This window comes from Oceanobacillus indicireducens (genome assembly GCF_014647195.1).
In the GTDB taxonomy this organism is placed as follows: domain Bacteria; phylum Bacillota; class Bacilli; order Bacillales; family Amphibacillaceae; genus Oceanobacillus; species Oceanobacillus indicireducens.
Window position 1 is genome coordinate 38,842 of the sequence record NZ_BMOS01000009.1, and the last position, 25,095, is coordinate 63,936.

General features: G+C 40.3%; 28 protein-coding genes. All 28 read right to left on the bottom strand.

The window, feature by feature from the left end; all coding sequences use genetic code 11:
• Positions 1 to 13: 13 nt before the first annotated feature.
• Entirely contained in the window at positions 14 to 688 is a 675-nt protein-coding gene (gene qcrB / locus IEX94_RS07935) for a menaquinol-cytochrome c reductase cytochrome b subunit (RefSeq protein WP_188856756.1), read from the bottom strand.
• Between the two features lie 6 nt (positions 689 to 694).
• Entirely contained in the window at positions 695 to 1,210 is a 516-nt protein-coding gene (locus IEX94_RS07940) for a QcrA and Rieske domain-containing protein (RefSeq protein WP_188856757.1), read from the bottom strand.
• Positions 1,211 to 1,411: 201 nt separating this feature from the next.
• A complete protein-coding gene (locus tag IEX94_RS07945) occupies positions 1,412 to 1,879 on the bottom strand; it encodes a YpiF family protein (RefSeq protein WP_229782626.1) in 468 nt (155 codons plus the stop codon).
• 75 nt (positions 1,880 to 1,954) lie between these two features.
• Complete coding sequence (locus IEX94_RS07950) at positions 1,955 to 2,524, bottom strand: ReoY family proteolytic degradation factor (protein WP_188856759.1); 570 nt, start codon at positions 2,522 to 2,524, stop codon at positions 1,955 to 1,957.
• A gap of 30 nt (positions 2,525 to 2,554) precedes the next feature.
• Entirely contained in the window at positions 2,555 to 3,799 is a 1,245-nt protein-coding gene (locus IEX94_RS07955; RefSeq protein ID WP_188856760.1) for a tetratricopeptide repeat protein, read from the bottom strand.
• A 225-nt stretch (positions 3,800 to 4,024) separates the two neighbouring features.
• Entirely contained in the window at positions 4,025 to 5,317 is a 1,293-nt protein-coding gene (gene aroA, locus IEX94_RS07960; protein ID WP_188856761.1) for a 3-phosphoshikimate 1-carboxyvinyltransferase, read from the bottom strand.
• A gap of 17 nt (positions 5,318 to 5,334) precedes the next feature.
• Entirely contained in the window at positions 5,335 to 6,438 is a 1,104-nt protein-coding gene (locus tag IEX94_RS07965; protein WP_188856762.1) for a prephenate dehydrogenase, read from the bottom strand.
• A 4-nt stretch (positions 6,439 to 6,442) separates the two neighbouring features.
• On the bottom strand, positions 6,443 to 7,537 hold the full coding sequence (hisC, locus tag IEX94_RS07970; protein WP_188856763.1) for a histidinol-phosphate transaminase: 1,095 nt from the start codon (positions 7,535 to 7,537) through the stop codon (positions 6,443 to 6,445).
• 3 nt (positions 7,538 to 7,540) lie between these two features.
• Entirely contained in the window at positions 7,541 to 7,918 is a 378-nt protein-coding gene (gene aroH, locus IEX94_RS07975) for a chorismate mutase (protein WP_188856764.1), read from the bottom strand.
• A gap of 1 nt (position 7,919) precedes the next feature.
• On the bottom strand, positions 7,920 to 8,987 hold the full coding sequence (aroB, locus tag IEX94_RS07980; protein ID WP_188856817.1) for a 3-dehydroquinate synthase: 1,068 nt from the start codon (positions 8,985 to 8,987) through the stop codon (positions 7,920 to 7,922).
• Positions 8,987 to 10,156 (bottom strand): chorismate synthase, encoded by a 1,170-nt coding sequence (aroC, locus tag IEX94_RS07985; RefSeq protein ID WP_188856765.1) that lies wholly within the window; start codon positions 10,154 to 10,156, stop codon positions 8,987 to 8,989. The genes aroB and aroC overlap by 1 nt, the downstream gene beginning before the upstream one ends.
• A 117-nt stretch (positions 10,157 to 10,273) precedes the next feature.
• The gene (locus IEX94_RS07990) at positions 10,274 to 11,053 is read right to left on the bottom strand and encodes a CheR family methyltransferase (RefSeq protein WP_156855884.1); all 780 of its coding nucleotides are present in this window, start codon (positions 11,051 to 11,053) and stop codon (positions 10,274 to 10,276) included.
• 692 nt (positions 11,054 to 11,745) lie between these two features.
• Positions 11,746 to 12,192 carry a nucleoside-diphosphate kinase gene (gene ndk / locus IEX94_RS07995; protein WP_156855885.1) on the bottom strand — a complete coding sequence of 149 codons (447 nt, stop codon included), beginning with the start codon at positions 12,190 to 12,192 and terminating at the stop codon, positions 11,746 to 11,748.
• Between the two features lie 78 nt (positions 12,193 to 12,270).
• A complete protein-coding gene (hepT, locus tag IEX94_RS08000) occupies positions 12,271 to 13,242 on the bottom strand; it encodes a heptaprenyl diphosphate synthase component II (RefSeq protein ID WP_156855886.1) in 972 nt (323 codons plus the stop codon).
• A gap of 42 nt (positions 13,243 to 13,284) precedes the next feature.
• Entirely contained in the window at positions 13,285 to 13,998 is a 714-nt protein-coding gene (locus IEX94_RS08005; RefSeq protein WP_188856766.1) for a demethylmenaquinone methyltransferase, read from the bottom strand.
• Positions 13,999 to 14,000: 2 nt separating this feature from the next.
• Complete coding sequence (locus IEX94_RS08010) at positions 14,001 to 14,792, bottom strand: heptaprenyl diphosphate synthase component 1 (protein ID WP_188856767.1); 792 nt, start codon at positions 14,790 to 14,792, stop codon at positions 14,001 to 14,003.
• Positions 14,793 to 14,913: 121 nt separating this feature from the next.
• Positions 14,914 to 15,138, bottom strand: coding sequence for a trp RNA-binding attenuation protein MtrB (gene mtrB, locus IEX94_RS08015; RefSeq protein WP_156855889.1), 225 nt, complete (start codon positions 15,136 to 15,138; stop codon positions 14,914 to 14,916).
• A gap of 141 nt (positions 15,139 to 15,279) precedes the next feature.
• Positions 15,280 to 15,552 (bottom strand): non-specific DNA-binding protein Hbs, encoded by a 273-nt coding sequence (hbs, locus tag IEX94_RS08020; protein ID WP_156855890.1) that lies wholly within the window; start codon positions 15,550 to 15,552, stop codon positions 15,280 to 15,282.
• 324 nt (positions 15,553 to 15,876) lie between these two features.
• Positions 15,877 to 17,355 carry a stage IV sporulation protein A gene (gene spoIVA, locus IEX94_RS08025; protein ID WP_156855891.1) on the bottom strand — a complete coding sequence of 493 codons (1,479 nt, stop codon included), beginning with the start codon at positions 17,353 to 17,355 and terminating at the stop codon, positions 15,877 to 15,879.
• A gap of 658 nt (positions 17,356 to 18,013) precedes the next feature.
• Positions 18,014 to 18,742 carry a YphF family lipoprotein gene (locus IEX94_RS08030; RefSeq protein WP_156855892.1) on the bottom strand — a complete coding sequence of 243 codons (729 nt, stop codon included), beginning with the start codon at positions 18,740 to 18,742 and terminating at the stop codon, positions 18,014 to 18,016.
• 18 nt (positions 18,743 to 18,760) lie between these two features.
• The gene (locus IEX94_RS08035; RefSeq protein WP_156855893.1) at positions 18,761 to 18,958 is read right to left on the bottom strand and encodes a DUF2768 domain-containing protein; all 198 of its coding nucleotides are present in this window, start codon (positions 18,956 to 18,958) and stop codon (positions 18,761 to 18,763) included.
• 233 nt (positions 18,959 to 19,191) lie between these two features.
• On the bottom strand, positions 19,192 to 19,452 hold the full coding sequence (locus tag IEX94_RS08040) for a stage VI sporulation protein F (protein WP_156855894.1): 261 nt from the start codon (positions 19,450 to 19,452) through the stop codon (positions 19,192 to 19,194).
• Positions 19,453 to 19,515: 63 nt separating this feature from the next.
• The gene (locus IEX94_RS08045) at positions 19,516 to 20,550 is read right to left on the bottom strand and encodes an NAD(P)H-dependent glycerol-3-phosphate dehydrogenase (protein WP_188856768.1); all 1,035 of its coding nucleotides are present in this window, start codon (positions 20,548 to 20,550) and stop codon (positions 19,516 to 19,518) included.
• Positions 20,551 to 20,565: 15 nt separating this feature from the next.
• Positions 20,566 to 21,876: a ribosome biogenesis GTPase Der gene (gene der / locus IEX94_RS08050; RefSeq protein WP_188856769.1), complete on the bottom strand. Its 1,311-nt coding sequence runs from the start codon at positions 21,874 to 21,876 to the stop codon at positions 20,566 to 20,568.
• 84 nt (positions 21,877 to 21,960) lie between these two features.
• Positions 21,961 to 22,146: a capping complex subunit for YIEGIA gene (locus IEX94_RS08055; protein ID WP_188856770.1), complete on the bottom strand. Its 186-nt coding sequence runs from the start codon at positions 22,144 to 22,146 to the stop codon at positions 21,961 to 21,963.
• Positions 22,146 to 23,039 carry a YIEGIA family protein gene (locus IEX94_RS08060; protein ID WP_188856771.1) on the bottom strand — a complete coding sequence of 298 codons (894 nt, stop codon included), beginning with the start codon at positions 23,037 to 23,039 and terminating at the stop codon, positions 22,146 to 22,148. The genes IEX94_RS08055 and IEX94_RS08060 overlap by 1 nt, the downstream gene beginning before the upstream one ends.
• 91 nt (positions 23,040 to 23,130) lie before the next feature.
• The gene (rpsA, locus tag IEX94_RS08065; protein ID WP_188856772.1) at positions 23,131 to 24,261 is read right to left on the bottom strand and encodes a 30S ribosomal protein S1; all 1,131 of its coding nucleotides are present in this window, start codon (positions 24,259 to 24,261) and stop codon (positions 23,131 to 23,133) included.
• A gap of 89 nt (positions 24,262 to 24,350) precedes the next feature.
• Entirely contained in the window at positions 24,351 to 25,037 is a 687-nt protein-coding gene (gene cmk, locus IEX94_RS08070) for a (d)CMP kinase (protein ID WP_188856773.1), read from the bottom strand.
• Positions 25,038 to 25,095: the final 58 nt, after the last annotated feature.

Here is a 25,095-nt window from a genome sequence, read left to right on the forward strand (position 1 = left end):
TTTCCCCTCCTTTTTATAGTGGTCCGGATATACCTTGTCTTCTAATTAATATAAAGTGTACAGCCAATAGTGCAAATAATGCAGCTGGCAAGAAGAATACATGAATAGCAAAGAATCTAGTTAGTGTTTGTGCACCTACAATCGAGGCGTCACCCGCTAATAGAATCTTTAATTGATCGCCGATAAACGGAACTTGCTGCGCTATTTCAAGACCTACTTGTGTAGCGAAAAACGCTTTGTTGTCCCATGGTAGCAAGTAACCTGTGAATCCTAGTCCAAGCATGACGAAGAAAAGCAGGACCCCAACCATCCAGTTGAGTTCACGAGGCTTCTTGTATGCACCTTGGAAAAACACACGTAAAGTATGTAATAAAAGCATCACAATTACCACACTGGCACCCCAGTGATGCATTCCTCGAACAATTTGAGCATGTGCAACTTCAGTTTGCAAGTAATAAACGGATCGCCACGCATTTTCAATATCCGGTACGTAATACATTGTTAAAAACATACCAGACAAAATTTGAATAACAACTACGAAGAATGTCAATCCTCCAAAACAGTAGACGAATGCTGAGAAGTGGTGGGCAGGGTTAACATGCTCAGGAACTTCGTGATCAGCGATGTCACGCCATATTGGTTGAAGGTCGATGCGTTCGTCGATCCAATCGTATATTTTCTGTAGCATCTTTAATTAAGCCTCCCTGTGTGGTTTTGGATCTCCTAAGAATAGCATTCCATCCTTAATTTCCATTTCATATTCATCTAACGGCGCTAAAGGTGGTGTGCCTGGTACGTTAACTCCATCCTTATAGTAGCGTCCATCATGACATGGGCAAAAGAATTCGTCTGGATACTGATCGCTTCCTTCCCAAGAAACAACACATCCTAAGTGTTTACATATTGGGGAAAAGGCTATAATTTCATCACTGTCATTTCTATAAACCCACGCAGAGCGGTTTACTTGTGATTCGTACCAGCCGTCTACTTGGTCTATGCTCCAGTCAATACGTTGTGGTTCTGATGTAATATCATCAACGGACAGTCCGACGTTAGCCAGATCTCCAGCACCTGTTGATTTGAGTACAGGGTCAATTGCCATTCTTACTGGAGAAATGAGCAGACCGGCTGCCATAAATCCACCTACTCCCATTAGTGTGTAGTTCAAAAATTGTCTACGGGATACTTGTTGCTTTTTTTCTTCACTCATGATTTTCCCCCCTCTATTCTTCATTAGTTGCGGACATTTTAAAAATTAATTTAGATTACTAGGACAATACCATGATAGCGCAATCTTGTACTTGGGTCAATATATAAACTAGACTCAAGCAGATAATATTCCTATTTAACAACATTTTTCAAAAAACTAAACGAAAAAGACGAAGTAGAACAAAATATAAAACCGTTATACTTACCAATAGGAACGGATAATTTCTGATAGCTGGGAAATCTGATCCCGGATAACACTTTGCATTTCATTTGAATGAATATCTCCTGTTTGAATCCCCGGCAACCATAATAGATCACCTTCTAATTCTTTTTCATGCTTTCGCCAGGAAGGATCAAACGTCAGTAAAATGGTATGGTTGAATGGTTGATTCTCTGTTTCACTTATCCACTGATTCAATCGCTCTACCTCAATTGCTTTTTCTGCGTCTTTCAAATAGAAATAACTCGGAATAAGTAACACTCTACCACTTAGCTCTTGCTCGATTTCATTAGCGAATATCGTCATTATTTCTTGTTGAAAAGCATCTTTCCCTATGTCCTCATCATTTGTCAGCTGGAAAGGAATTAAAGGCATCAGAATGGTGTCAATATATTCTTTTGCTTGTACATACTTTTCCAGATCGTCTTTTCTCCACTTCATTGCAAACATTCAGCCTCTCTATATTATCAATTTTCATATACACTCAAGTTTACCCTAAGTAATGAAAAAGAATCAACCCATTCGTTAAGAAGTTGGTTGATTCTTTAGGTTTTTCTCGGTTTTCTTTAGTTCGTCGGAAAGTCTGATAAACTTATTATAATCTCTTTCATCGAGCGACTCATCAATTTGTTCAATTAAGCTTTTTCTTATTTGCGCTTGAAGTGTATAATTCATCAGCCGTTCCGCTTCCCGCTTGTCTTCATCCGTAATAAAATCATCATCCGATAAAAACGGATTTTCTTCAAGGATGAGCGCATATTGCGGGTTCTGTCTCCATTGATGAAAGTTCAATTGGACATAAAGAGCTTCGTCATCGTTTAATCGAATATCGTGAAATGCTTTCTCTGGATCAGACGTAATTAATTTGTTACGGTGGAAACGAAAAGCTACTCCATTTGAACATTTGGTTGAGATAATAATACTGCGCGGGCAAGCCTTCGCATGGCGAACAAAATGCAGATTACGCAGTAATTTATTATGACTCGCCAAATAAGATAAAATCCAGTTGCTTTCCCGAGCTTTCATTTCATATTGGTTCAGGAACCAATAAATAAATGCTTTCTTCTCATGCGGATGAATGACAGCGTTAGTCATATTAATCCTCCTCAGGTAGTCTTGGTGCATTCATAATCGAGATAAGAATTCTTCAATCGTGTAATCATCAGGAACAAGCTGTAAATACCTTTGAAACACGGCTATTGCTTCAGATGTCTGCCCTTCTTCAATCAGGAAATAACCATATTCCTTCAGAAAGTCTGTATCATCACTTAAATTCAAATACGCATCCTGATAAGCTTGAAGAGCTTCCTTATATTGCTCTTCCTCATTATAGGCTCTTGCCAGTTCCCAGTCATATAAAGGCTCAAGAGATCCAATTGACTTCACGCTCGAGAGCAAGTCGATAATATCCGCATGCCTGTCCCGCTCTTTTAAAAATTCCAAGAAAAAGAGAATAGCTTCTTTATAATCCGGATCAATCGCAATTGCTTCCCTTATATATTCCTCACTAGCCGAATCATTATTCAATTGACGCGCAATCATCCCTGCAAGGAAATATAAATGTTTATTAAATGTATCTTGCTTCAGCCCTTTTTCTACAACATCAAATGCTTCTTGCAACATACCTTCATCTTGTAATGCTTTTGCTAGATTTTCATATACAGAATGATAATAAGGATCTAATTCTACCACGCGCTTCCAAGCTGTTATTGCTATATCATTTCTACCGGCCTGGCTAGCGGTGACACCGTATTTAAAAAATTTATCCGGGGTTTTATCTTGTCCATTTTTGAAATATTCAAGTGCCTTTTCATATTCACCAATCCCTGCATAGGATTCTGCAAGGCGATCTAATACAGAAACATCCGCAAACATTTCATGCTCCTTGGCAACTTTTTCATAATATGTCACGGCTTTTTTATATGTGCCGGTTGAAAAAGAAAGTTCTCCAAGCGCAAAATCAATAATAACTTCGTTGGGTAACTTTTGTTTGGCAGTAAGCAGCTTCTGTTCCGCAACTTCAAATAGACCTTGAACCTGGTATAAGTCGGCTAGCTGGATTAATACTTGAATGTATGCCGGGTCCTCCTCTGATATTTCTGCTAATAGAGCTATTGCCTGTTCGTCATCCTCTTTTTCAATCGCAATATCAGCAAGGCTTAGAATCAGATCGTTTTCATCAGGATATTTCTTCAAGAGTTCTGAAAGAATAAGTTCTGCTTCATCCAAGAATCCCCATTGTAAATACAATTCAGCGATTGTATATTTTTCATCATCATTTGCTTTTGGGGTATATTCTTCCAATAAGCGCAATGCTTGCTCTATTTTATTTTGTTCGACTAATTCTACTGCTTTTAAGATGGTATCCATTTCCCCATCCTTTCTTTAATCATGCTTACTGTAATAATATCGAAAACACCCTCCATATTCAATCAAATCACATTCACCTGCAAGCCACTGAATGTTAGTTGAACCGAATCAGGGATTTACCGAATGTTTCTCCCCACCTTCACATGTTAGGCTTCCCTCTTGTTTAATACGTGATAAAAAGTAACCAAAGAAAGCATGGTAATTTCACTTTCTTTGGTTAGATGGTTAGTTTGTTGTTATTCTTTTTAGGTCTTCAAAAAAGCTGGGGTATGAGATGGCGATAGATGAGATGTCGTCAATAATGATGTCTTCTTTTGTAAAGAAAGAAGCGATAGCACCCATCATTGCCATGCGGTGATCATTATATGCTGAAATATTTCCGCCTGTCAATTCCTGGCTTCCCTCAATAATCATTCCATCTTTTGTTGCCGTAACAGACGCTCCAAGTGTTGTTAGAACTTCGACTACGGCCGCAATCCGATCTGTTTCTTTCACCCGAAGTTCTTCAGCATCTTTAATAACCGTTTTACCTTTTGCTTGAGTTGCAAGTAAGGCAATAATCGGAATTTCATCTATTAATCGAGGAATGATATCACCGGATATTTCTATTCCTTTTAAGCTCGAGCTGCTAATTTTAACATCACCAAGCAGTTCTCCGCCAATTCTTTCTTCATTACGAATCTCGATTTGTGCTCCCATTTGCATCAATACGTCAATAATTCCTGTCCGGGTAGGGTTTAGCCCAACCTTTTTTATAACAAGCGAACTATTTGGTTTAGCAGCTGCGGCGGCTAGGAAAAATGCTGCGGATGAGATATCACCCGGAACATAAATGCGCGTAGGCTTTAACGATTGTTTTCCATCCATTCGAATAGTGTTTCCGTCAACATTAAGCTTTACCCCAAATGCCCCGAGCATCGTTTCGGTATGATCTCTTGTTTTAGCTTTTTCCGTTATAATCGTTTCACCGTTAGCAAAAAGACCTGCAAGTAATAATGCTGATTTAACTTGAGCACTTTTCACCGGTAAAGTGTATTGAATTGCTTGCAGTTCTTTCCCGCTAATTGCCAAGGGTAATAACTTGCCACCACTTCGTCCGAAAATAGTTGCATTCATATCTGAAAGAGGCAGTATGACCCGGTCCATCGGTCGTTTCGATAGGGAAGCATCTCCATAAATTGTTGTAAAAAGTGGTAAGCCGGATAATAATCCAATCATAAGACGGGCAGTTGTCCCTGAATTACCAAAATAAAGAGGTTCTTTTGGTTCTATCAGACTATCTGCACCATCGCTATTGATGACAACTGTTTCCCCCTGCTGCTCGATAGATACGCCCATTTTCTGAAAGATGTCCACTGTTCGCAGGCAATCCTCCCCATCTAGGAAATGGTCAATTTTTGTCCGGCCTTTTGCCAATGAACCAAAAATTACCGCACGATGAGAAATAGACTTATCTCCCGGTACTTCGAGCTCGCCTATAAGAGCAGACGATTGAGGTGAAATTCTTTTCTCCACCACCCAATCACATCCTTTTATCAGTTTTGAATCATTGTTTCGTAACCATTTAACTCTAATTGTTGTTTACTTAGCTTCTGCGCATCCTTTGTGTAAAAACTGACACGGAGCACTCCGGTAATTCCTTCACGGATTTCCAGGATTTCGATATTTTTAATACTAATATTATGTTCGGCAAGAATTTGAGCGACCGATGCTATTGCTCCAGTCTGATCTCGAATATCGACATAAACATCATAGAATGCAGGTATTGCTCCAGCTGTTTTCGTTGGAATGCCGTCGCGATATTTCTTCGCATCCTCTAAATAGTCTATCATTGCCCGCTTTTCACTGTTATCAATGAGTTCTTTTAATTGGATCATTTCTTCAATCCATTCTTGCAGCAAGACGGACATTTTTTTTCGGTTATGATAGAAGATGTCTTGCCACATCACTGGATTACTAGAAGCGATTCGCGTTATGTCGCGAAAACCTCCAGCCGCTAATTTTGGCAAAAAGGCATGGGTCTGTTGCCATTTTTTCGCCCGATGTACGAGTGACGAAGCGATTAAATGCGGGAAGTGGGAAATTACACCGGTCATTTCATCGTGTTCCTCTGGTTTTAAAACGACAAATTTACTTTTGGTGGGACTTAGTACATTTTTTAGTGTCGCAACCATTTCGTTTGTGCTCCGGATTGATGGTGCAAGCACATAGATAGCATTCTCAAAAAGGTGAGACTTGGCTGCCCCTATTCCCCGTTTATGGGAACCGGCCATCGGATGTCCGCCGATAAAAGCTATATTTTCATTTGTTAACTGTTCCGCAGCTTCGATAATCGCATGCTTTACCGAAGCCGTATCCGTCACAATCACTTGCCTTTCAAAAGGTATAGAATCAAGTCTTTTTATTAGCTCTATCGTTTCGGAAATTGGCGCTGCGAGGATAATAATATCAGCCTCTTGAGCTGCCCGGGTAAAGTCGGTATATGCTTTATCGATAATTCCTTGCTCCAGTCCATATTGTAAGCTTTCTTCATTTAAATCATAGCCAAGAACGGTATGTTCTGGATTGATCTTGACCGCTTTCGCTAGTGACCCACCGATAAGTCCGATGCCTGCCACTAATATGTTTCTGTTATCCATATTTTCACCTAATCTGCTCATCAAATTTCTGTAATAAGTGTTGAAGTTCTTGCATATCTTCCTTTGTGCCAATTGTAATTCGAATTGAGTTCGGGTATCCGAGCAATTCTCCCGGTCTTATAATAAAGCCATTTTCAATTAGATATTGAAAGACGTCTAAACCACTTGCAGGAGTGGAAACGAGAATAAAGTTTGTGTGGGACCGGTAATAATCCCAGTTCAATTCATCGAGAAACTGATAAAACTCTTCTTTTACTTCTAAGTTTTTAGCTGTTGTTTCATTAATAAATGCTTGATCTTCCAGTGCGACAGTTGCTGCTCTTTGAGCTACTGAAGTCGTATTGAAAGGACCACGGACGACGTTTAAGTTATGGATTAATTCAGGATTACCGATTCCGTAACCGATACGTAAACCCGCTAATCCATACGCCTTCGAAAATGTCCGCAACGATATTAAATTGGGAAAAGATTTCGTATATGTAGTAGAATCAAGTAAATATTCATCCTCCACAAATTCTCGGTATGCCTCGTCTAAAACGACTAAAACATCTTCCGGACACTTTTTCATAAATTGGAGGAATTGGTCTTCTGTGTTCATGGTACCTGTCGGATTGTCGGGTGCGCAAATCCAGACGACTACAGTATCTTCGTCAATCGCTTCAAGTATCGCTTCGAGATCATGTTTCCCGTCACTTGCAATGGAAACTTCCTTTACCGTACCGCCTTCAATAAATGTATTATGCTTATATTGTGGGAATGAATTGGCGGCCATAACGGTGTTGCTGCCTTCTTGCACGAATGCTCGGCAAATAATTTGAATAAGCTCTTCTGAACCACTCCCGAAAATTAATTGATCTTCTTCTACTGCTAATCTTTTACTAAGAGCAGTTCGAAGTTCTGCCGTATGCCCATCCGGATAAATATTTAATTCCGGTAAATGTTCCGATAAATCAGCTTTCACCTTGGAAGAATAACCGTAAACATTCTCATTGGAAGCGAGTTTGACAATTTTTTCTAATCCATATTCTTCTTTAATCTCATGGGTTTGTTTTCCTTGCTGGTATGCAGTCAATTGACTTAATATCTGTTTCTGTTTCACTTTCTAATTTCCCCTCTTCTCAACTAATTCTGGTCGAAGCGTGACTGCTTCATTATGAAATATATGTCTGATCTCGGCTTGATTTCGATCTGTATTTACTACCATCATAATCCGGATACAGGATTTCAAACTATTTCTCACATCGATTTCCGCCATACACATTACGGGAACATAGGTCCAACCAGAAAACTCTCTTAGTGCCCGTGCCGGAAAAGCAGCATCGATATCCTTAGTCGCGGAAATAAAAACATGTGAAACGTCTTCCGGTGCGACATCATTTGCTTCAATCATTTCTTGTAAGACACGCTTTGTCTGATGGATGATTTCATCAGCTGTATTTTCCGTGACTGTAGTTGCCCCTCGTATTCCTCTTGAAACCATGTTACACCAGCCTCTCTCTAAATGTTTCTAAATGAACTTGGATTGCTTCATCAGACAACTCTTCTGTTTTTAACTTTCCGGGACGTTCTAAAAGCACCATTTTAATCCGTTGTTTCGTTGCCTTTTTATCTGCCTTCATATGATTGATGATTTTTTCCGCTTTAACAGTAAAACCTGTCAGTGGATAGTTGTTATCCACTAACCAATTCTTTAATTTATCAAACGGTAATTTACAGTTATATTCTCTTTCACTAACATGTATTGCAAATAATAACCCAATTGCGACCGCCTCGCCATGGGTGATATTTCCATATCCTAATTCAGCCTCAAGAGCGTGAGCAAGGGTGTGACCAAGGTTTAAATGACTTCGGATACCATGCTCCCGTTCATCAGCTTCTACGATCCCCTGTTTTACTTTAATTCCCGCCATTAAGTGCGTTTGTAGTCTCTCTTGGTCCAAGGAGGCAAGAGAAGCTGAAAGCATCTCCTCAAGAAGGTCTTCACTGGATATCAGAGCTTCTTTTATTAATTCCGCATAACCAGACCTCGTCTCTCGCTCAGATAAACTAGTTAATGTTTCCGTGTCGTAATAAACACCGACCGGCGGATAAAATGCTCCGATTAAATTTTTACCAAGGGGGTGGTTGATCGCTACCTTGCCACCGACGCTACTATCATGGGCAAGGATTGTAGTTGGTACTTGAATATAATCGATCCCCCGCATAAACGTCGCTGCCACAAACCCAGCTAAATCGCCCACAACACCGCCACCTAAAGCGATAATTAAAGAGTTACGGTCCAAACCGGTTTCGATTGCTTTTGTCTGGGCATCATAATAGACATCGATATGCTTAGATTTCTCACCAGCTGGAATAATAAGCTGGGAGAAATCATAGGCTGATAATCCTTTTTTCACGTCATCTAAGTATAAATTTTCAATCGTTTCATCGGTAATGATAAGGATTTTGGAGTATGATTTACTTAAAAACTTATGTAACTTAAAACGGAGGCCTTCACCGACAAGAATGGAATAAGAACCGTTGCTATGCCGGACAGAAAGTTCCTGCATTAAAACCACCTGATTTCTTCACGGTACTTATCCAACGCTTCTTTAAGTTGTGGGAATTGATCATGCGGGAATTGATCGGTGATTGCCTTTGCAATTTCAAATGCAACAACATGCTCCATTACTACCGAAGCAGCAGGAACCGCACAAGGATCGGACCGTTCAATCGTTGCTGTAATCTCTTCCTTTGTATCAATATCCACACTCTGTAAAGGTTTTTTCATTAAAGTAGGGATTGGTTTCATTACTCCTCTGACTACAATTGGCATACCGGTAGACATTCCACCTTCAAAGCCACCTAAACGATTGGATGTACGATGGTAACCAAGTTCTTCATTCCACGCGATTTCATCATGATTTTCACTTCCGTATATTTTAGCCGCATCAAAGCCTATACCGAATTCTACGCCCTTAAAGGCATTAATACTAACAACACTGCCAGCAATCCGCGAATCCAGCTTACGGTCATAATGGACATAAGAGCCCACCCCTGCTGGAACACCTTCCACATACACTTCACAAACCCCGCCAAGTGTATCACCTTCGCTTTTAGCATGGTCAATTTTTGCCATCATTTCTTTTTCAGCAGCAGCGTCAAGTACCATAACCGGAGATTTCTGCGAGATTTCTTGTCTTTCTTTCATCGACAGGCTTTCTTGGTCTTCCGCCATGATACCTCCTATTTCCTTAACATATCCAGCGACTTCTATCCCAAGCTCTTTCAGCAGCTTCTTCGCTACGGCCCCTGCCGCTACCCGGGCGGCCGTTTCCCTTGCAGAGGAACGTTCCAGGATATTCCGAATATCACGATGTCCATATTTTAAAGCTCCGTTTAAGTCAGCATGTCCTGGTCGAGGGCGTGTGACTACTCGGCGCAGCTTCGTATCTTCGGGAATTGGATCCTCTCCCATAATATCTGTCCAATGCTTATAATCATCATTATGGATAACGAGTGAGATTGGAGAACCTAGCGTATAGCCATGTCTGATTCCACCCATAATTTCAACAAGGTCTGTTTCAATCTGCATGCGCTTCCCTCGCCCATATCCTTGCTGTCTGCGTAGTAAGGAATGATTAATATCATCTTTTGTTATTGGAAGATTTGAAGGGATACCTTCAAGAATTGTAGTTAATTGTTTACCATGTGATTCTCCTGCAGTTAAATATCTCAATGTACGATTCTCCTTTTCCCCATTCAATTCAGTTTTTAAGACCACTGATTAGATTTCTAATTACTATAACATATTCAGACATCTTTTTGGACATAAATTATGTAAATATGAATAAATTTAAGATTTTGCCTTTTGGTAGAAAAAGGTGTCTAATAATTGTAAATTATATTTTTCTGGTGTAAAGATCTGTTCTGTACTGCCGACGAATAAAACACCGCTGTTACGCAATGAATTACTAAAGCCGCTATATATTTTTTCCTTCGCTTCGTCCGTGAAGTATATCAGGACATTCCGACAGACGATCAAATCATAATTCGAAGGATAACTATCGGCAAGCAAATTATGTTTCTTGAAGGTTATGTTTTGCTTTAACAGCGGATCTAGCTTATACCGTCCATTTTCGTATGTAAAATGCCTTTGTTTCAAAGCAGGGGGAACTTCTTTTAAAGCTTGCTCCATGTATTCTGCTTTTTGAGCTTTCTTCAGCGCAGTTTCATCAATGTCCGTTGCAAGTATTTCCACTTTAATATTTGGAAAAAACTCTTTGAATAATATGGCTAAGCTGTATGGCTCTTCTCCTGTGGAGCATGCTGCGCTCCAAATGGTGATACGTGACTTGTTATTGGTTAGTGCTGGAATGACACGATCTTTTAAAACATCCCACCGTTTTTTGTTCCGGAAAAACTCCGATACATTAATCGTTAATCGTTCGATAAATTCTTTCATGAGTTCGTTGTCTTTGTTCATTGCTTCAAAGTATTGGATATAGCTGGAAAAACCGCGTTTATTTCTTAATGTAGTAATTCGGCGTTTCATTTGTGTTTCTTTATATAAACTGAGATCGATGTCGTGCCTTCTGTTTACACGATCAATAAACTCACTGTAATCATCAATCATCATATTCCTCCTCGTATAGAACTATTTCCAGTTACAATCAACCGATTACTTTCATACAGCGTAAGTGAAGCTATCGTCTCGGGGTCCGCAGTCCAGACACCTCTCGCTTTCCGCGGGCGGCTGGTGAGCCTCCTCGGGCTAACGCCCTGTGGGGTCTCACCAAGCCTATCGACGAACAGGATGTTCTAATGCCGGCATTGGTCACAGGACGTGACCGTACTTAGCCGGCCTCCCGCAGGAGTCTCGAGGTGTCTGGACTGCTCCGAGGAATGTCCTAATTTGGAACGCTATTTTTCATTTTAGGAATTAGATCGCTTATCATAGTGGTGGGTTAGTTTCCATTAATAATAACCCTCTCTACCAGTTCAGTTGTCCGGAGGACGGTGACTCCAACGGGAAAAGCACGGGTCCGAAGACCCCGCAGGGCTGTAGCCCGAGGCAGACTACGAACGCCACGTCCTGTGCGTCGAGGCTGAGGCCGTGCCTTAGGTGTACATCCGTCCTTCGGGAAACTGGACGGTAATTAGAACTCCGAAACAAGTAAACGAGCAAAGCACTTATACTTTATGATAGTAATTCGGAAGCTTTTCTTATTAGGTTTTTAAAAGTTGTTTCTGGTTGGGATATAACTATTTTCTATTTGTTATTTGTTCTTAAAAACCTCCGTTTGGGAACGGAGGTTTGTTGGTGGATTAGTAAATCCAGGTTGTATCTACTTTTTCGTAAGTAATTAATTCGCTTTCATCAAAGAATAGTTTGATTTCGCGCTCTGCACTTTCTGGTGAGTCCGAACCGTGGATGATGTTTTTTCCTACAGTGATTCCGTAATCGCCACGAATTGTGCTTGGTGCTGCTTCACTTGGATTCGTTTTCCCCATCATATTGCGTGCCGTTGCAATTACGTCCTCACCTTCCCAGACCATTGCAAATACAGGGCCAGAAGTGATGAATTCGACTAATTCACCGAAAAAAGGTCTCTCTTTATGCTCCCCGTAGTGTTGCTCTGCCAGCTCATTCGACACTAGCATTAACTTTGCCCCTGCAAGTTTGAAACCTTTTTCCTCGAATCGTTGTACAATCTTTCCAATTAAATTACGCTGTACTCCATCTGGCTTTACCATTAAAAATGTCTTTTCCATACAAACACTCCTCAAGTATAATGATTATGTAACCGCTAAAATTATACAAAATTATTAGGAAAATAACAATTATTTTCCTTATGTCCTCCGTTTTCCAATATATTTGGCAATGGATTGCAAGGTTTGTTTTGATTTGCTAGAGGGCAATTTTTCCAATGTTGCCAAAGCTTTACTCAAATATAAATCACTTAATTCATAAGACTTCTTAATTGCATCTGTTTGTTTCAATCGCTCAATGACAGCTTTCATATCATCAGGATGAACGTTGGCCGGATCTCTAAACACTTCTCTCGTATAAGAATAAAATTCTTCATTATCCATTCCATATAATACAGGGAGCGTGATATTTCCTTGCAGGAGATCATTGCCCGCTGGTTTACCGAGTTGCTTTGAAGTTTCCGTGAAATCCAATATATCATCGATAATTTGATAAGACATGCCAATATAGTAACCATAGCGATACATCCGCTTTATATCTCTGTCCGACAAGCCGGACAGAATAGCGCCCAGTTCACAGCTTGTTGCAATTAATAATGCCGTTTTTCTTTTGATTCGTCGCAAATAATCCCGTAATGTCTGGTCCCAGTTAAATTTATCCTCGATCTGCTCCATTTCACCGATCGCTACCTCGACAAGCGATTTAGATAGCGCCTTGTGAACTTTTGGATTGTTAATCATCGTTATTTCTTCCAGCGCCCTCGCTAGAATATAATCCCCTGTATACATCGCTACTCGGTTGGAGTAAGTATGTTTGATAGTCGGTTTCCCTCTTCTCAAGGTCGCTTCATCAATCACATCATCATGCACGAGCGTTGCCATATGTATTAATTCAAGCGCGATTGCTGCTCTATTAATATTCTCGGCATCATAATGACCCATTTGCCCCGCAAGAAGAACAAATACAGGACGAATTCTTTTTCCTCCTGCATGCAATAAATCTGTCGAAGCTTGACGTAAAACCGGGTGTTCCGCTTGAATCGATTGATTTAAAGATGCCTCGATCAAGTCGAGATCTTTTTTTAAGTATCCGTATGTTTTAGGAAGTTTCATATGTGTCACCTATACTTTTAAATTGCAACTTAGCTGGTATATTTAGCGAATCTGCTTTGTTCCCATATGCATTGCCGCTACGCCAAGGGTATAACTTTTCACCTCGACAAAAGAAAAGCCCGCTTCTTGAAAGAGTTCTTTTAACTTATCTTTGTCAGGGAAATGCTTAGTCGATTCGTTCAGCCAGGAGTATTCATCATAACTTTCCGCAAAAAGCTTACCAAAAAGGGGCATGATGAAACGGAAATAAAAGAAATATAATTGCCTGAAACCAATAATTTCCGGCTGCGAAGTTTCTAAACAAACTACCTTACCATTCGGTTTCACAACCCGGTACATCTCTTTTAATACCGTTAAATAATCACGGACGTTTCGTAAACCGAAACCGATTGTCACGTAATCAAACGTATCGTCTGGAAAAGGTAGTTCCATTGCATCTCCATGTACAAGATCAAGCTGTGATAAATTTAATGCATCACGTTTTTCTTCGGCGATAGAAAGCATATTTTTGCTGAAATCCAAACCGACGACTTCTCCTTCGTCACCGACAGCTTCAGCAAGGGTTAGAGCCCAGTCTCCTGTGCCACAGCAGACATCCAGCGCTTTTGTACCTTTTTCCACGTGCATTCTGTCCATCACATCTTTCCGCCATAATTTGTGCTGTTGGAAAGAAATAATGGAATTCATGGAATCATAATTTTGATATATCTTTTCGAATACGTGATGGACACGTTCTTCTTTTGTTTGTTTTTGCATATTTACCCTTCTTCCACATTCGAGGCTTTCATCGCAACATGATCCGCTCTTCTCTGTTTAAAGTAGTTATAAATTTCCCCAGAAGAATGGGGGAGTTGCTTTAACCCTTGTTGGAGGATCAGCCATTCTTTATGGAGAATATGTCTAAATTTATCCTCTTTGTTCATATACGTATTGGAACGTTTAACATCTAACAAACTGTTAAGCACAATTTCATCTGCCATTACCCGTTCCTTCTCCTCTTGGAGCGTTGAAATATAGAACCACTGTGTTATGTTATCTACAAATTCATCGTGTTTAAAGTATGCTGCAACTGTTTTTAATAGCAATGTGTTGATTTGCACTTTCAAGTCGATATACTCGTTAAGGCTTGCGAATTCCTGATAGTAAAGTTTCATTTTCAACTCATTGATCGCTTTAATTGCAGACGCTAGTTTATGTATAAAATCAAACTCATCTATTTGTGAGAGCAGATAGTAGTATAAGCCACTATAATAATCACCAGCAAGCACGTGTAGCTGTCTGGATAGATTTTCCTCCGTGCTTTCATCTGCTTTACTTTCATTAACCAGTTCGTGGGTATCTAATGCTATCTGAACAAGCATGGTCGTAACAATATATGCATCACGCTTTGTATGGGGAAGCGCGGAATTAATTGGAACGAGATTTGATAGAATAAATAATTTATCATCTTCTATCACGGGCTTTTGAATATTTTTCCATAGAAAGTCATATCTTATTTTTTCTTCTATTGCTTTTTTAAATCGAAGTATTTCATTTACCGAGTTACTCAAGAGAAATCACCTAAGCCCTTTCGTCTATAGAAGTGCCTTAGCTATTATAGCATATTTAATTACAATCTACATCTTCCCATTTATGTAGAAGTAAAATTTGTAAAACTAGTGAAACTCACTTTTATTCGTTGCTCATTTCTCCATTATTTGTTTGAATAACAGCTTTGCCGCGGATCTTTACTGCAGATGTATGCTCGGTGAATTGCGCAATCATGATTTCATCCTTATCAAGCTTTTCTGTATGGTGAAATTTCGTATCGGTACCTCGGGTGAGTCCAATGACATTCACACCGTCTTCCAGCGCTTTGATAACAATATAATCTGTTTTGAAATTTGGCTCTTTCATGCTTTCATCCCCTTAAACACCTTATATTTTAAATTTACCAACTTCTATACTCTCATGATTTGCATGCTTTTTGCAACATTGTAGAATGCATTAAAAAAGGGTACGTATAAAACGTACCCTTTATAAGCCCTATGTAGCAAGTTATTTAACAGCATCTTTAAGAGCTTTTCCTGGTTTGAACGCAGGTACTTTGCTTGCAGGGATTTCGATTTCTTCTCCAGTTTGTGGGTTACGGCCTTTACGTGCTGCACGGTCGCGCACCTCGAAGTTACCGAAACCGATCAATTGTACTTTTTCACCTTGTTTAAGTGAATCCATGACAGTTTCAAATACAGCTTCAACTGCTTTTGTTGCGTCTTTCTTAGAAAGCTCAGTTTTCTCAGCTACTGCATTGATTAAATCAGTTTTGTTCATGACATTCACCTCCTCCCGAAATGTTAAACTTGACAGTGTAACAAACAAAAACTACTTAATTCATTTGTTCACATCTTTGTCTCCTTTTATACCTTGTTACCAAAATCAATTAGTAACAAGGCTAATATTAAACGAATTCGCTTTGAAATTCAACAATATATGCGCTTTTTCTGCATATTTTTTATAAAAACAGCTACTTCGCTCCATTCGTCAGATATTTCAGATGTGAAAGCAGTTTTCATTTGAGTACCCTATACTATACCTATTCGACAAGGATTTCTATTTTCCTGCCGTCCAAAAATAAAAAGCAGCCTTTTTCAGCTGCTATAAAATGATTGCCAATAATCCGCCCGATCCTTCATTGATGATGCGCTCTAATGTATCCTTCAGTTTATATCTGGCGTTTTCTGGCATTAATGAAATTTTTCCTTGAATACCTTCTCGTACAATTGAATTGAGAGATCTTCCGAATATATCCGATTCCCAGATAGATAATGGGTCGTCTTCAAAATCCTGCATTAAATATCTCACAAGTTCTTCACTTTGCTTCTCCGTCCCGATAATCGGTGCGAATTCTGATTCAACTTCGACTTTAATCATATGAATGGATGGAGCAACTGCTTTCAGTCTTACGCCAAATCTTGTACCTTGCCGGATAATTTCCGGTTCATCGAGGATCATATCTTGTACACTCGGAGCTGCAATTCCATAACCCGTCTGTTTTACCATCTGCAGGGCACTTGCAATCTGATCATATTCCCGTTTCGCATGGGTAAATTCCTGCATAAGTTCCAATAGATGGTCTTTCCCCCGGATTTCTTCACCAACAATTTCTTTTAATATTTCATCATACAATTCCGGCGGAGCGTGGAGATCAATTTCCGCAATTCCTTCTCCCATCTCCATACCGGCTAAGTTTGCCTGGTCAATGTATTCATATTCTGAAAATGTTGCAACAATCTCATCGACATCTCTTAAACGTTTAATGTTCTTCACTGTTGTTTGAATTGCGCTCTCATAATTCTCCCGCAGCCAATGCTCCTCTTTAAGGACCATCACCCAGCTTGGTAGATTTACATTCACCTCAAGTACAGGGAATTCAAACAAAGCTTCGCGGAGAACTTTATAAACATCTTGCTCTGTCATATTCTCCACACTGACAGCTACAACGGGGATATCATACTTCTCAGCTAACTCCGTTCTTAAAAATTCTGTTTCCGGGCTTGTCGGGCGAACGGAATTCACAACCATAATGAATGGTTTGCCAACATCCTTTAATTCCTCGATTACCTTTTCTTCAGCCTCTTCATAGTCCGAACGGGCAATCTCTCCAATTGTGCCATCGGTTGTTACGACAATTCCAATGGTAGAGTGTTCTTGGATTACTTTTCGCGTTCCAATCTCTGCCGCGTCATGGAATGGTATAGGTTCTTCATACCAAGGAGTGTGAATCATTCGTGGTCCATTTTCATCTTCAAATCCTTTTGCTCCTTCGACTGCATAACCGACACAATCGACAAGCCGCACATTCACATCGAGACCTTGTTCTACATTGACGGTGACTGCTTGATTAGGGATGAACTTGGGCTCCGTTGTCATGATTGTTTTCCCTGCAGCGCTTTGGGGCAGTTCATCCATTGCTCTTGATCTGTCACTTTCATCGGTGATATTTGGCAGGACGACGAGTTCCATAAACCTTTTAATAAATGTTGATTTTCCCGTACGGACAGCTCCGACTATTCCAAGATATATATCTCCGTTTGTCCGTTTAGAAATATCTTTAAAAATATCGATTTTCTCCAAAGAAATCCCTCCCGATCCTAAAAACTATTAGAAATACAGCGGAATATTACTTGACATTACAAGTCTATGATGTTGTCCTAATAAAATATGCATGATTAATCAATACTAGAATGCATTTATATATCTTCCATTATTCTTCGCCTCCATGATATGAAAAGCTATTGGAAAACTAATATGTTATGGAAAACTCCAGATCCCCCACCCTCTCCTTCCGGGGGCACCTGACGAGCCTCGACGCGCAGAATCTGCACATGTAGGCATTGACCACATACAAGAGAGAGAATAGTCTGCCTCGTGGATAAGCCTGCTGAGGGCCTTCTCGATGCTTCTCATTCCGCAGAAGTCAGGAGGCGGCCGAGGCAAACTAAAGGTTCGCACTTTAATTTATACACTCAAAAAATTAGACAGCCTAGCTAACATATCTTCCGGGAGCAGTCCGGATACCTTGAGACTCCTGCGGCAGGACTAGCCTAGGTAAGACCCTGCAGCATGCAAAGTGTGCGAGGAGTAACCTGACCGCCTGTGAAAAGGAGAGGTATCGGGACAGTGGATCTCCAGATAGAAAACCGATGATATATATCAATTAAAGCGAACAATAAAAAACCCTCGGAACAGTATATGTGCCGAGGGTGTTGGTTTATGCATGTTTTTTTGGAGGCTATTCCTCCTCCATCATTAAGACCGGTTCTCCGTCTTTTACCGTGTAAGGAAGCGAATAGGCTGGTGCAAAGGGAGTGTGGTCGGTTAAGAGATAACGGATGTCGTCTCCCTCTTCATAGTCATGATCATATTCGTCTAACGCTTGCTGTAAGTCAATCCGGTAGTCTACATATAAGTTTCCTTCCACATCCATAATAATCGGCAAGTTCTCCTGACTATACGGACTTACGACAGTCGGCGGTTCATCTAGTTTCAATTTCTCATGATCGATGAGATAAATACCATCTTCTACCTTTTCACCAAAAGCCGGGTATGTATGTTCATCACGAAATGTATTCATTCGAATATTAACACTGCGGATGGCTTCCGTAATTCTTAAATCAATCACTTTAACAGTTGGATCAACTTCTGGATTAATTAAAATATATTGATAATAGCCACCATTTTCAAAAGCGTTGCCTGGGATTTCTGCAATCGCATTGTGCTCCTTCAACAAGTTAAAATCTATTAAATATTTCTCAAAAATTGGTGTGTCGCTCGGTTTCGTGCGAATTGGCACGAGGCCATCCGTCTGTTCTTGATAAGTATTTACGGCAGACTGGACTGTTTCAAGCTGTGTAGCATGCGGTACTTGATTCTCTACTCGTTCACTGTCCGGGTACAGGCAGCCCGCAAGCAGGACGAAGGAGAAGGCAAGTACGGCTATTTTTATGTATGAAGCTTTCACTTTTTACCCTCCTGATAACTATCTTGTAGGACCTGTAAACACGACAAAAAGAATAATCAGTGCACCGGATACTAAGCTGAAATAGGCAAGTAAAGAAACGATTCCCGCTATCCAGCCCTTTAATTTTTGTCTGCTTAACCAGATCAGACCCATTGCTAAAAATAATAAAATCATCCCCGCAAACGATACGTACATTTTAAACATGGATATGCTCATTTTATTTCACCCCTAATTTATAGAATCTGCTTAGGAACACCACATATTATACCATAAGCAATTCATATAATTATATCAAGATGTATAAGCTTGTAAAAAAAACCGGAACAGAGGGGGCCGCTCCGTTCCGGGTGACTAGATAATACCCTTGCAGACTCTATCCACGAATGCTTGTGCGATTTATTGTATGCGAGAATGCAACGTTCTGTATCCTCATCTGCCTACTGACCTAATTAATTATCGAATAAATTATTCATGGTTTGAGGATTCATTGGAACTTTATTCTTAACAATTGCTTCTACGATCTTATCCTCTTTATCCTTGGAAACAGGTTTGTTCGCTAATCTAGATAAGCGTTGGATAAGTTCGCGGACCGTTTTTTCATCAGAAAAGTCAGCGTGTTTTACGGAATCTGCCACCTGGTAAATCTCCTCAGGGGATATGTTCGCTTTTTGATTGATTTTATCGAACATGCCTTTTTGAAAATTATTCACTACATTTCCTCCTTGATTCTTTATTTCAACATAGTATATGCAAGGAGAAAGAATGCGTGTGAATCAGGAGTACAGATCCTTAAGCATCTGATCAAGTCCGGCCATCTCTTCACGCTTGTCTCTTGTCATCAATTGAGTGACCGCATCTTTAGGATTTTTATTTTCAAAAAGAATCTGGTAAATCCCTGAAGTGATCGGCATTTCAACCGCTTGTTCTTCAGCAATCTGATACGCGGCCTTAACTGTACGCACCCCTTCAACAACCATGCCCATTTCACTTAGGACATCATCAAGCTGGTGTCCTTTACCCAGCAAGTTTCCAGCACGCCAGTTCCTGCTATGGACACTTGTACACGTAACAATCAAGTCACCAACACCGGATAATCCTAAGAAACTAATCGGGTTCGCTCCTAGCGATGTTCCTAATCGGGTAATTTCAGCAAGTCCTCTTGTGATAAGGGCTGATTTAGCATTGTCACCATACCCCAACCCATCTGAGATACCTGCGCCTAGGGCGATAATATTCTTTAATGCTCCGCCTAATTCAAGCCCTAACACATCTTGACTTGTATACACTCTAAATGTATCACTATTGAATAGATTTTGAGCATGTTTACTCTTCTCTGGATTCTTCGCCGCAACTGTTACCGTTGTCGGGTGTCGCAATGCAACTTCTTCAGCATGGCTTGGACCCGATAGAACAACGATATCGTCGGAAGGATATTCCGGAAATTCTTCAACAATCATTTCCGATACGCGCTTCAATGTAACGGGCTCAATTCCTTTCGTTGCGTGAATGATCGTTGCTCCGTCCGGTAAGACATGTTGTAAAGAACGGGTCACTTCCCGGATTGCCTTTGCTGGAACAACAATTAAGACAGCCTCCGTTCCCTTCACTGCCTCATTTAAGTCAGAGAAGGCTTGGATTCCTTCAGGTAATTCTACATCTAAATATCTTTCATTGCGCTTTGTATTGTTAATCGCTTCAGCTTGCTCCGCCCGGTGGCTCCACAATCTTACGGAATGACCATTATCAGCTAAAACGATACTTAAGGCGGTCCCCCAGCTTCCTGCACCTAACACTGCAATTTTTTTCATATAACTTTCTCCTCTCTACTGACGTCTTCTTACAAAAATGTTGATCGGTGTGCCAGTATAGTCAATCGCTTCCCTAATTTTATTTTCTAAAAATCGCTTATACGAGAAATGCATTAACTCCGGATCATTAACAAAGATTACAAAGGAAGGGGGCTTCACAGAAACCTGTGTCGCATAGAGAACCTTCAAACGCTTCCCTTTAAATGTCGGAGTTGGGTTCACCGCAATTGCATCCATAATCACATCGTTCAACAAATTGGTAGGTATCCGTTTTGCATGGTTCTCACTGACCATTTTAACAACTGGAAGCAATGTGTGCAGTCGCTTTTTCGTCTCCGCAGATAAAAATACAATCGGTGCGTAATCCAAAAATTGAAACTGCGTTCGGATGTCCTCTTCGAATTTCTGCATTGCCTTTTGATCAGATTCGACGGTATCCCATTTATTAACTACAATGACAACTGCCCGTCCTTCTTCATGGGCATAACCAGCTACTCGTTTATCCTGTTCAATGATTCCAGTTTCAGCATCAATCAAGACAAGGGCAACGTCCGCCCTTTCAATCGCCTTTAAAGTCCGCAGCACACTATATTTCTCCGTCGTCTCATATACTTTCCCGCGTTTTCGCATACCTGCCGTATCGATGATGACATAGTCCTGTCCATCCCTAGTGAATGGAGTATCAACCGCATCTCGTGTCGTCCCTTCCATATTACTTACGATGACACGGTCTTCATTTAAGAGTGCATTTACTAAGGAGGACTTACCGACATTCGGCCGCCCGATTACACTGAAGTAAATCGTTTCATCATCATCTTCTGGTTCTTCTTCTGGAGGAAAATGGCGAATCACTTCATCCAGTAAATCACCAAGACCGAGACCATGGGCGCCTGAAATAGGAAAGGGCTCTCCAAATCCAAGAGAATAATATTCGTAAATAGTTTCTTGCATCTCTGGATTATCTATTTTATTCACACCTAAAACAATCGGTTTATTGGATTTAAATAATAGTTTAGCAACTTCCTCATCCGCTCCAGTGATTCCTTCTTTACCATTTACTAGAAAAATAATAACATCTGCCTCATCGATTGCAATTTCGGCTTGTTGGCGCATTTGAACAAGCAATGGTTCGTCGCCCGCTTCAATTCCTCCTGTATCGATGAGATTAAATTCTCTATTCAGCCATTCCGCTTGCGAATAGATCCGGTCTCTTGTAACACCGGGAATATCTTCTACAATTGAAATTCTTTCACCGACTAATCGGTTAAATATCGTTGATTTGCCTACATTAGGTCTTCCAACTATTGCAACTACTGATTTTCTCATGAAAGGAACTTCCCTTCTACAACATACTTTATTACTTCATTCATTCTAGCAAAATCAACTCATATAAACAATTTTTAACCGAAATCAATGTTTTACAATGATGTACAATTCCTCACTTAATGAATGAACAATTCCATCTGTTATCGCTTCTAGATTGGCAGCGAACGTTTCCATTTCCTGCTTTGATTCACAAATAAAGATTGGTGCGCCTCCATTAACTTTCGACGGGTTTGTTGTAATGACAGCAAGTACCGCTTTTTCGATATTCATCATTCATCCCTCATTTCATGATGGGCTTTTGACTCGGAAGGCATTCGGATGGCAGTTTCTAGGATTGGAACTGCACCAATAATCCTAATGGCAAGATCAATATCACGATTTTGCGGGAGAATAAACATCCCGATTCTCCCGTCATTCAAATCCCGCTTCATGATCGGGGTTAAAGCAGGTGTTCCCGAATCACGAAAAACTCCAAGGGAAACGGACACATCGTGAAGCATTGCTTGTCGCTGCCCTAAATTGGCTAGTGTCTGCACGACATTCCGGTTTTTCGGATAGATGATGAATCCGGCACCGTATTTCAATATTTCTTCACGTCTTTCTTTTAACCCAATATTCATAATATAAATATTATCAACATACAAACCCGCACCATCAAACTTCAATGGGGTATATTCGATATTAGCGATGCTTTTAATCGTTTTTCCACTCATTAGGCGTAACGATAGAAGGACGGAAACAACACCTCCAACGATCGCAATCGGAAGGCCGAAATAAATATACAATACTGTAGAAATAAGCGCCGTGAAAATACAAAGATAATTTCTGCTTTCAAATGAAATTGCGATCCCTTCAATATACGCTTTCCCACGAGGGACAAGCTCCAAGGGATCAATCTCAGTCAATGTATTCCTTTCCATATTACGTACATCCCGAAATTGCGTGGCGGCAACCGTTAGTAACGTAACTGCCGTATATTCTCGCTCAATTAAAGCAGGAACTGCAATCGCCCCTAAAGAAGCCGCAATAAATCCAAGGGAAACGTGAATGATTTTCCCGTGAAGATAGGTTGGATACTGTCTATAATCAGTTCTCAACATTAGAATCCTTGCCATCGTACCGACAAACACGCCAAATAAAATGGCATACTTATATTCGTCCATATTCTCACTCCTTGGCATTCAGTCTGCCAAAAAAGCGAGTCTGGTATACACCAAGAAAAAGGTCCTCCTTTCGCAGGAAGACCTTTCATTATTATTTATATTTGTCGAGCTGATCGCCAATAACGTCTCCAAGTTGGAATCCGGAATGGTCGTCATCTTTTTCATAATTTTTTACTTCGACTTGCTCTTTCTCCTGTTCCAATTCTTTGATACTTAAGGAAATACGTTCGTCTTCTTCGTTCACGTCAAGCACTTTAACATTTACTTGCTGACCTACTTCAAGCACTTCATCTGGTGTGCCGATATGACGGTTCGCAATCTGGGAAATGTGAACAAGTCCTTCTACTCCAGGGAATAATTCAATAAAAGCACCAAAGCTAACTAAGCGTTTAACGGTTCCTTCTAACACATCACCTTGAGAAACGCGTTCTCCGATATTTGTCCAAGGTCCTGGTAAGGTCGCTTTATGGGATAGAGAAATTCTTTCATTATCTCTGTCGACGGATAGCACTTCCACTTCAATCTTGTCACCTTCTGAAACAACATCGGAAGCTTTTTCAACATGGTAGTGAGCTAATTGGGAAATATGCACTAGTCCATCAATACCGCCGAGATCAACGAATGCACCAAACCCTGTTAGGCGTTGTACAGTTCCTTCAATTACTTGACCTTCCTCGAGGGAATCAAGAAGTTCTTTCTTTTTCTCCTCTTCTTCCTTTTCAACTACTGCACGGTGAGAGAGAATAACGCGATTTTGACTGCGGTCGAGTTCTTCTACAATCACTTCTAATGATTTACCTTCATAATCACTGAAATCTTCTACATAATATGTTTCTACGAGTGATGCGGGGATGAAACCACGTACACCTACATCAACAACAAGTCCACCCTTAACAACTTCTTTTACAACGGTTTCAAAAACTTCCTTGTTGTCATGTTTTGCTTCAAGATCTTCCCATGCTTTTTCAGCATCTACTGCCCGCTTGGACAATACTACTTCTTCATCTGTCAATTTCTTCACTTGTAGGGTAACAGAATCCCCTTCACTTACGACATCGCTTGGAAGCTCGACATGTAAGCTGGAAAGTTCACTAATTGGGACAATTCCCTCTGTTTTATAACCGATATCTACGAGAACTTGTTTTTCCTCTACTTTTACAACTGTTCCCGTAACCGTATCTCCTACATTTAATTCTGGTATTTCGTTAAATTCGTTAGTCATAACCTTAGCCCTCCTAATAGCATCATAGCGATATAAATTATTCTTTCTATAACTTCTAATAATTACATTTCTTTGTCAAGCAAAGTATTCTAATTTTGCTTATTTTTATACTTTTCCACTTCTTGTAAGATAGAGTGGACGACTTCATGGATGGAAAGGGATGTTGTATCAAGTTCAACCGCATCATCTGCCTTAACTAAGGGTGCTGTTTCACGGTTAGTGTCTATTTCATCTCTTTTCTCAATTTCAGCTTTTAATTGGTCTAAATCCGACGGGATGCCTTTTGCAATATTTTCATCATGTCGTCTTTTTGCTCTTTCATCAACAGATGCCACAAGAAATATTTTCACTTGTGCACCGGGAAGGACATGAGTACCAATATCCCGGCCATCCATCACGACACCACGGTCTTTCGCTAATTCCCGCTGCCGTTTCAGCATCTCTTGGCGCACGGCAGTAAGCTTAGCAATATAAGATACATTCGCAGATACAGGCTGGTAACGGATTTCTTCTGTCACATCTTTTCCATCCAAAATAACACGTTGTCCTGTCGAATCGTTGGCAAGTTCGATATTCGTCTCTAGTAACAAGTTTATAACCGCTGCCTCATCGGAAGGATCAACTCCATCGTTAAGCGCCTTCAACGTTAATGCACGATACATCGCACCTGTATCCACATAGATATAATTTAATTTCTCAGCTACAATTTTTGCGACCGTGCTCTTACCAGCAGCTGCCGGGCCATCAATCGCAATAGCTATATGTTCTTCCTGCATCTACAAACTTCCGTCCTCTCATAAGCATGTCTGTAATTTCTTCATAAGTATTGTAAGT

Excerpts from the sequence above, each read along its gene's own strand:
- qcrB (WP_188856756.1), bottom strand. The coding sequence starts at position 688 with ATGCTACAGAAAATATACGATTGGATCGACGAACGCATCGACCTTCAA.
- IEX94_RS07940 (WP_188856757.1), bottom strand. The coding sequence starts at position 1,210 with ATGAGTGAAGAAAAAAAGCAACAAGTATCCCGTAGACAATTTTTGAAC.
- IEX94_RS07945 (WP_229782626.1), bottom strand. The coding sequence starts at position 1,879 with ATGTTTGCAATGAAGTGGAGAAAAGACGATCTGGAAAAGTATGTACAA.
- IEX94_RS07950 (WP_188856759.1), bottom strand. The coding sequence starts at position 2,524 with ATGACTAACGCTGTCATTCATCCGCATGAGAAGAAAGCATTTATTTAT.
- IEX94_RS07955 (WP_188856760.1), bottom strand. The coding sequence starts at position 3,799 with ATGGATACCATCTTAAAAGCAGTAGAATTAGTCGAACAAAATAAAATA.
- IEX94_RS07965 (WP_188856762.1), bottom strand. The coding sequence starts at position 6,438 with ATGGATAACAGAAACATATTAGTGGCAGGCATCGGACTTATCGGTGGG.
- aroH (WP_188856764.1), bottom strand. The coding sequence starts at position 7,918 with ATGGTTTCAAGAGGAATACGAGGGGCAACTACAGTCACGGAAAATACA.
- aroB (WP_188856817.1), bottom strand. The coding sequence starts at position 8,987 with ATGCAGGAACTTTCTGTCCGGCATAGCAACGGTTCTTATTCCATTCTT.
- IEX94_RS07990 (WP_156855884.1), bottom strand. The coding sequence starts at position 11,053 with ATGATTGATGATTACAGTGAGTTTATTGATCGTGTAAACAGAAGGCAC.
- ndk (WP_156855885.1), bottom strand. The coding sequence starts at position 12,192 with ATGGAAAAGACATTTTTAATGGTAAAGCCAGATGGAGTACAGCGTAAT.
- hepT (WP_156855886.1), bottom strand. The coding sequence starts at position 13,242 with ATGAAACTTCCTAAAACATACGGATACTTAAAAAAAGATCTCGACTTG.
- IEX94_RS08005 (WP_188856766.1), bottom strand. The coding sequence starts at position 13,998 with ATGCAAAAACAAACAAAAGAAGAACGTGTCCATCACGTATTCGAAAAG.
- mtrB (WP_156855889.1), bottom strand. The coding sequence starts at position 15,138 with ATGAAAGAGCCAAATTTCAAAACAGATTATATTGTTATCAAAGCGCTG.
- hbs (WP_156855890.1), bottom strand. The coding sequence starts at position 15,552 with ATGAACAAAACTGATTTAATCAATGCAGTAGCTGAGAAAACTGAGCTT.
- IEX94_RS08035 (WP_156855893.1), bottom strand. The coding sequence starts at position 18,958 with ATGAGCATATCCATGTTTAAAATGTACGTATCGTTTGCGGGGATGATT.
- IEX94_RS08045 (WP_188856768.1), bottom strand. The coding sequence starts at position 20,550 with ATGAAAAAAATTGCAGTGTTAGGTGCAGGAAGCTGGGGGACCGCCTTA.
- der (WP_188856769.1), bottom strand. The coding sequence starts at position 21,876 with ATGAGAAAATCAGTAGTTGCAATAGTTGGAAGACCTAATGTAGGCAAA.
- IEX94_RS08055 (WP_188856770.1), bottom strand. The coding sequence starts at position 22,146 with ATGAATATCGAAAAAGCGGTACTTGCTGTCATTACAACAAACCCGTCG.
- IEX94_RS08060 (WP_188856771.1), bottom strand. The coding sequence starts at position 23,039 with ATGGACGAATATAAGTATGCCATTTTATTTGGCGTGTTTGTCGGTACG.
- rpsA (WP_188856772.1), bottom strand. The coding sequence starts at position 24,261 with ATGACTAACGAATTTAACGAAATACCAGAATTAAATGTAGGAGATACG.
- cmk (WP_188856773.1), bottom strand. The coding sequence starts at position 25,037 with ATGCAGGAAGAACATATAGCTATTGCGATTGATGGCCCGGCAGCTGCT.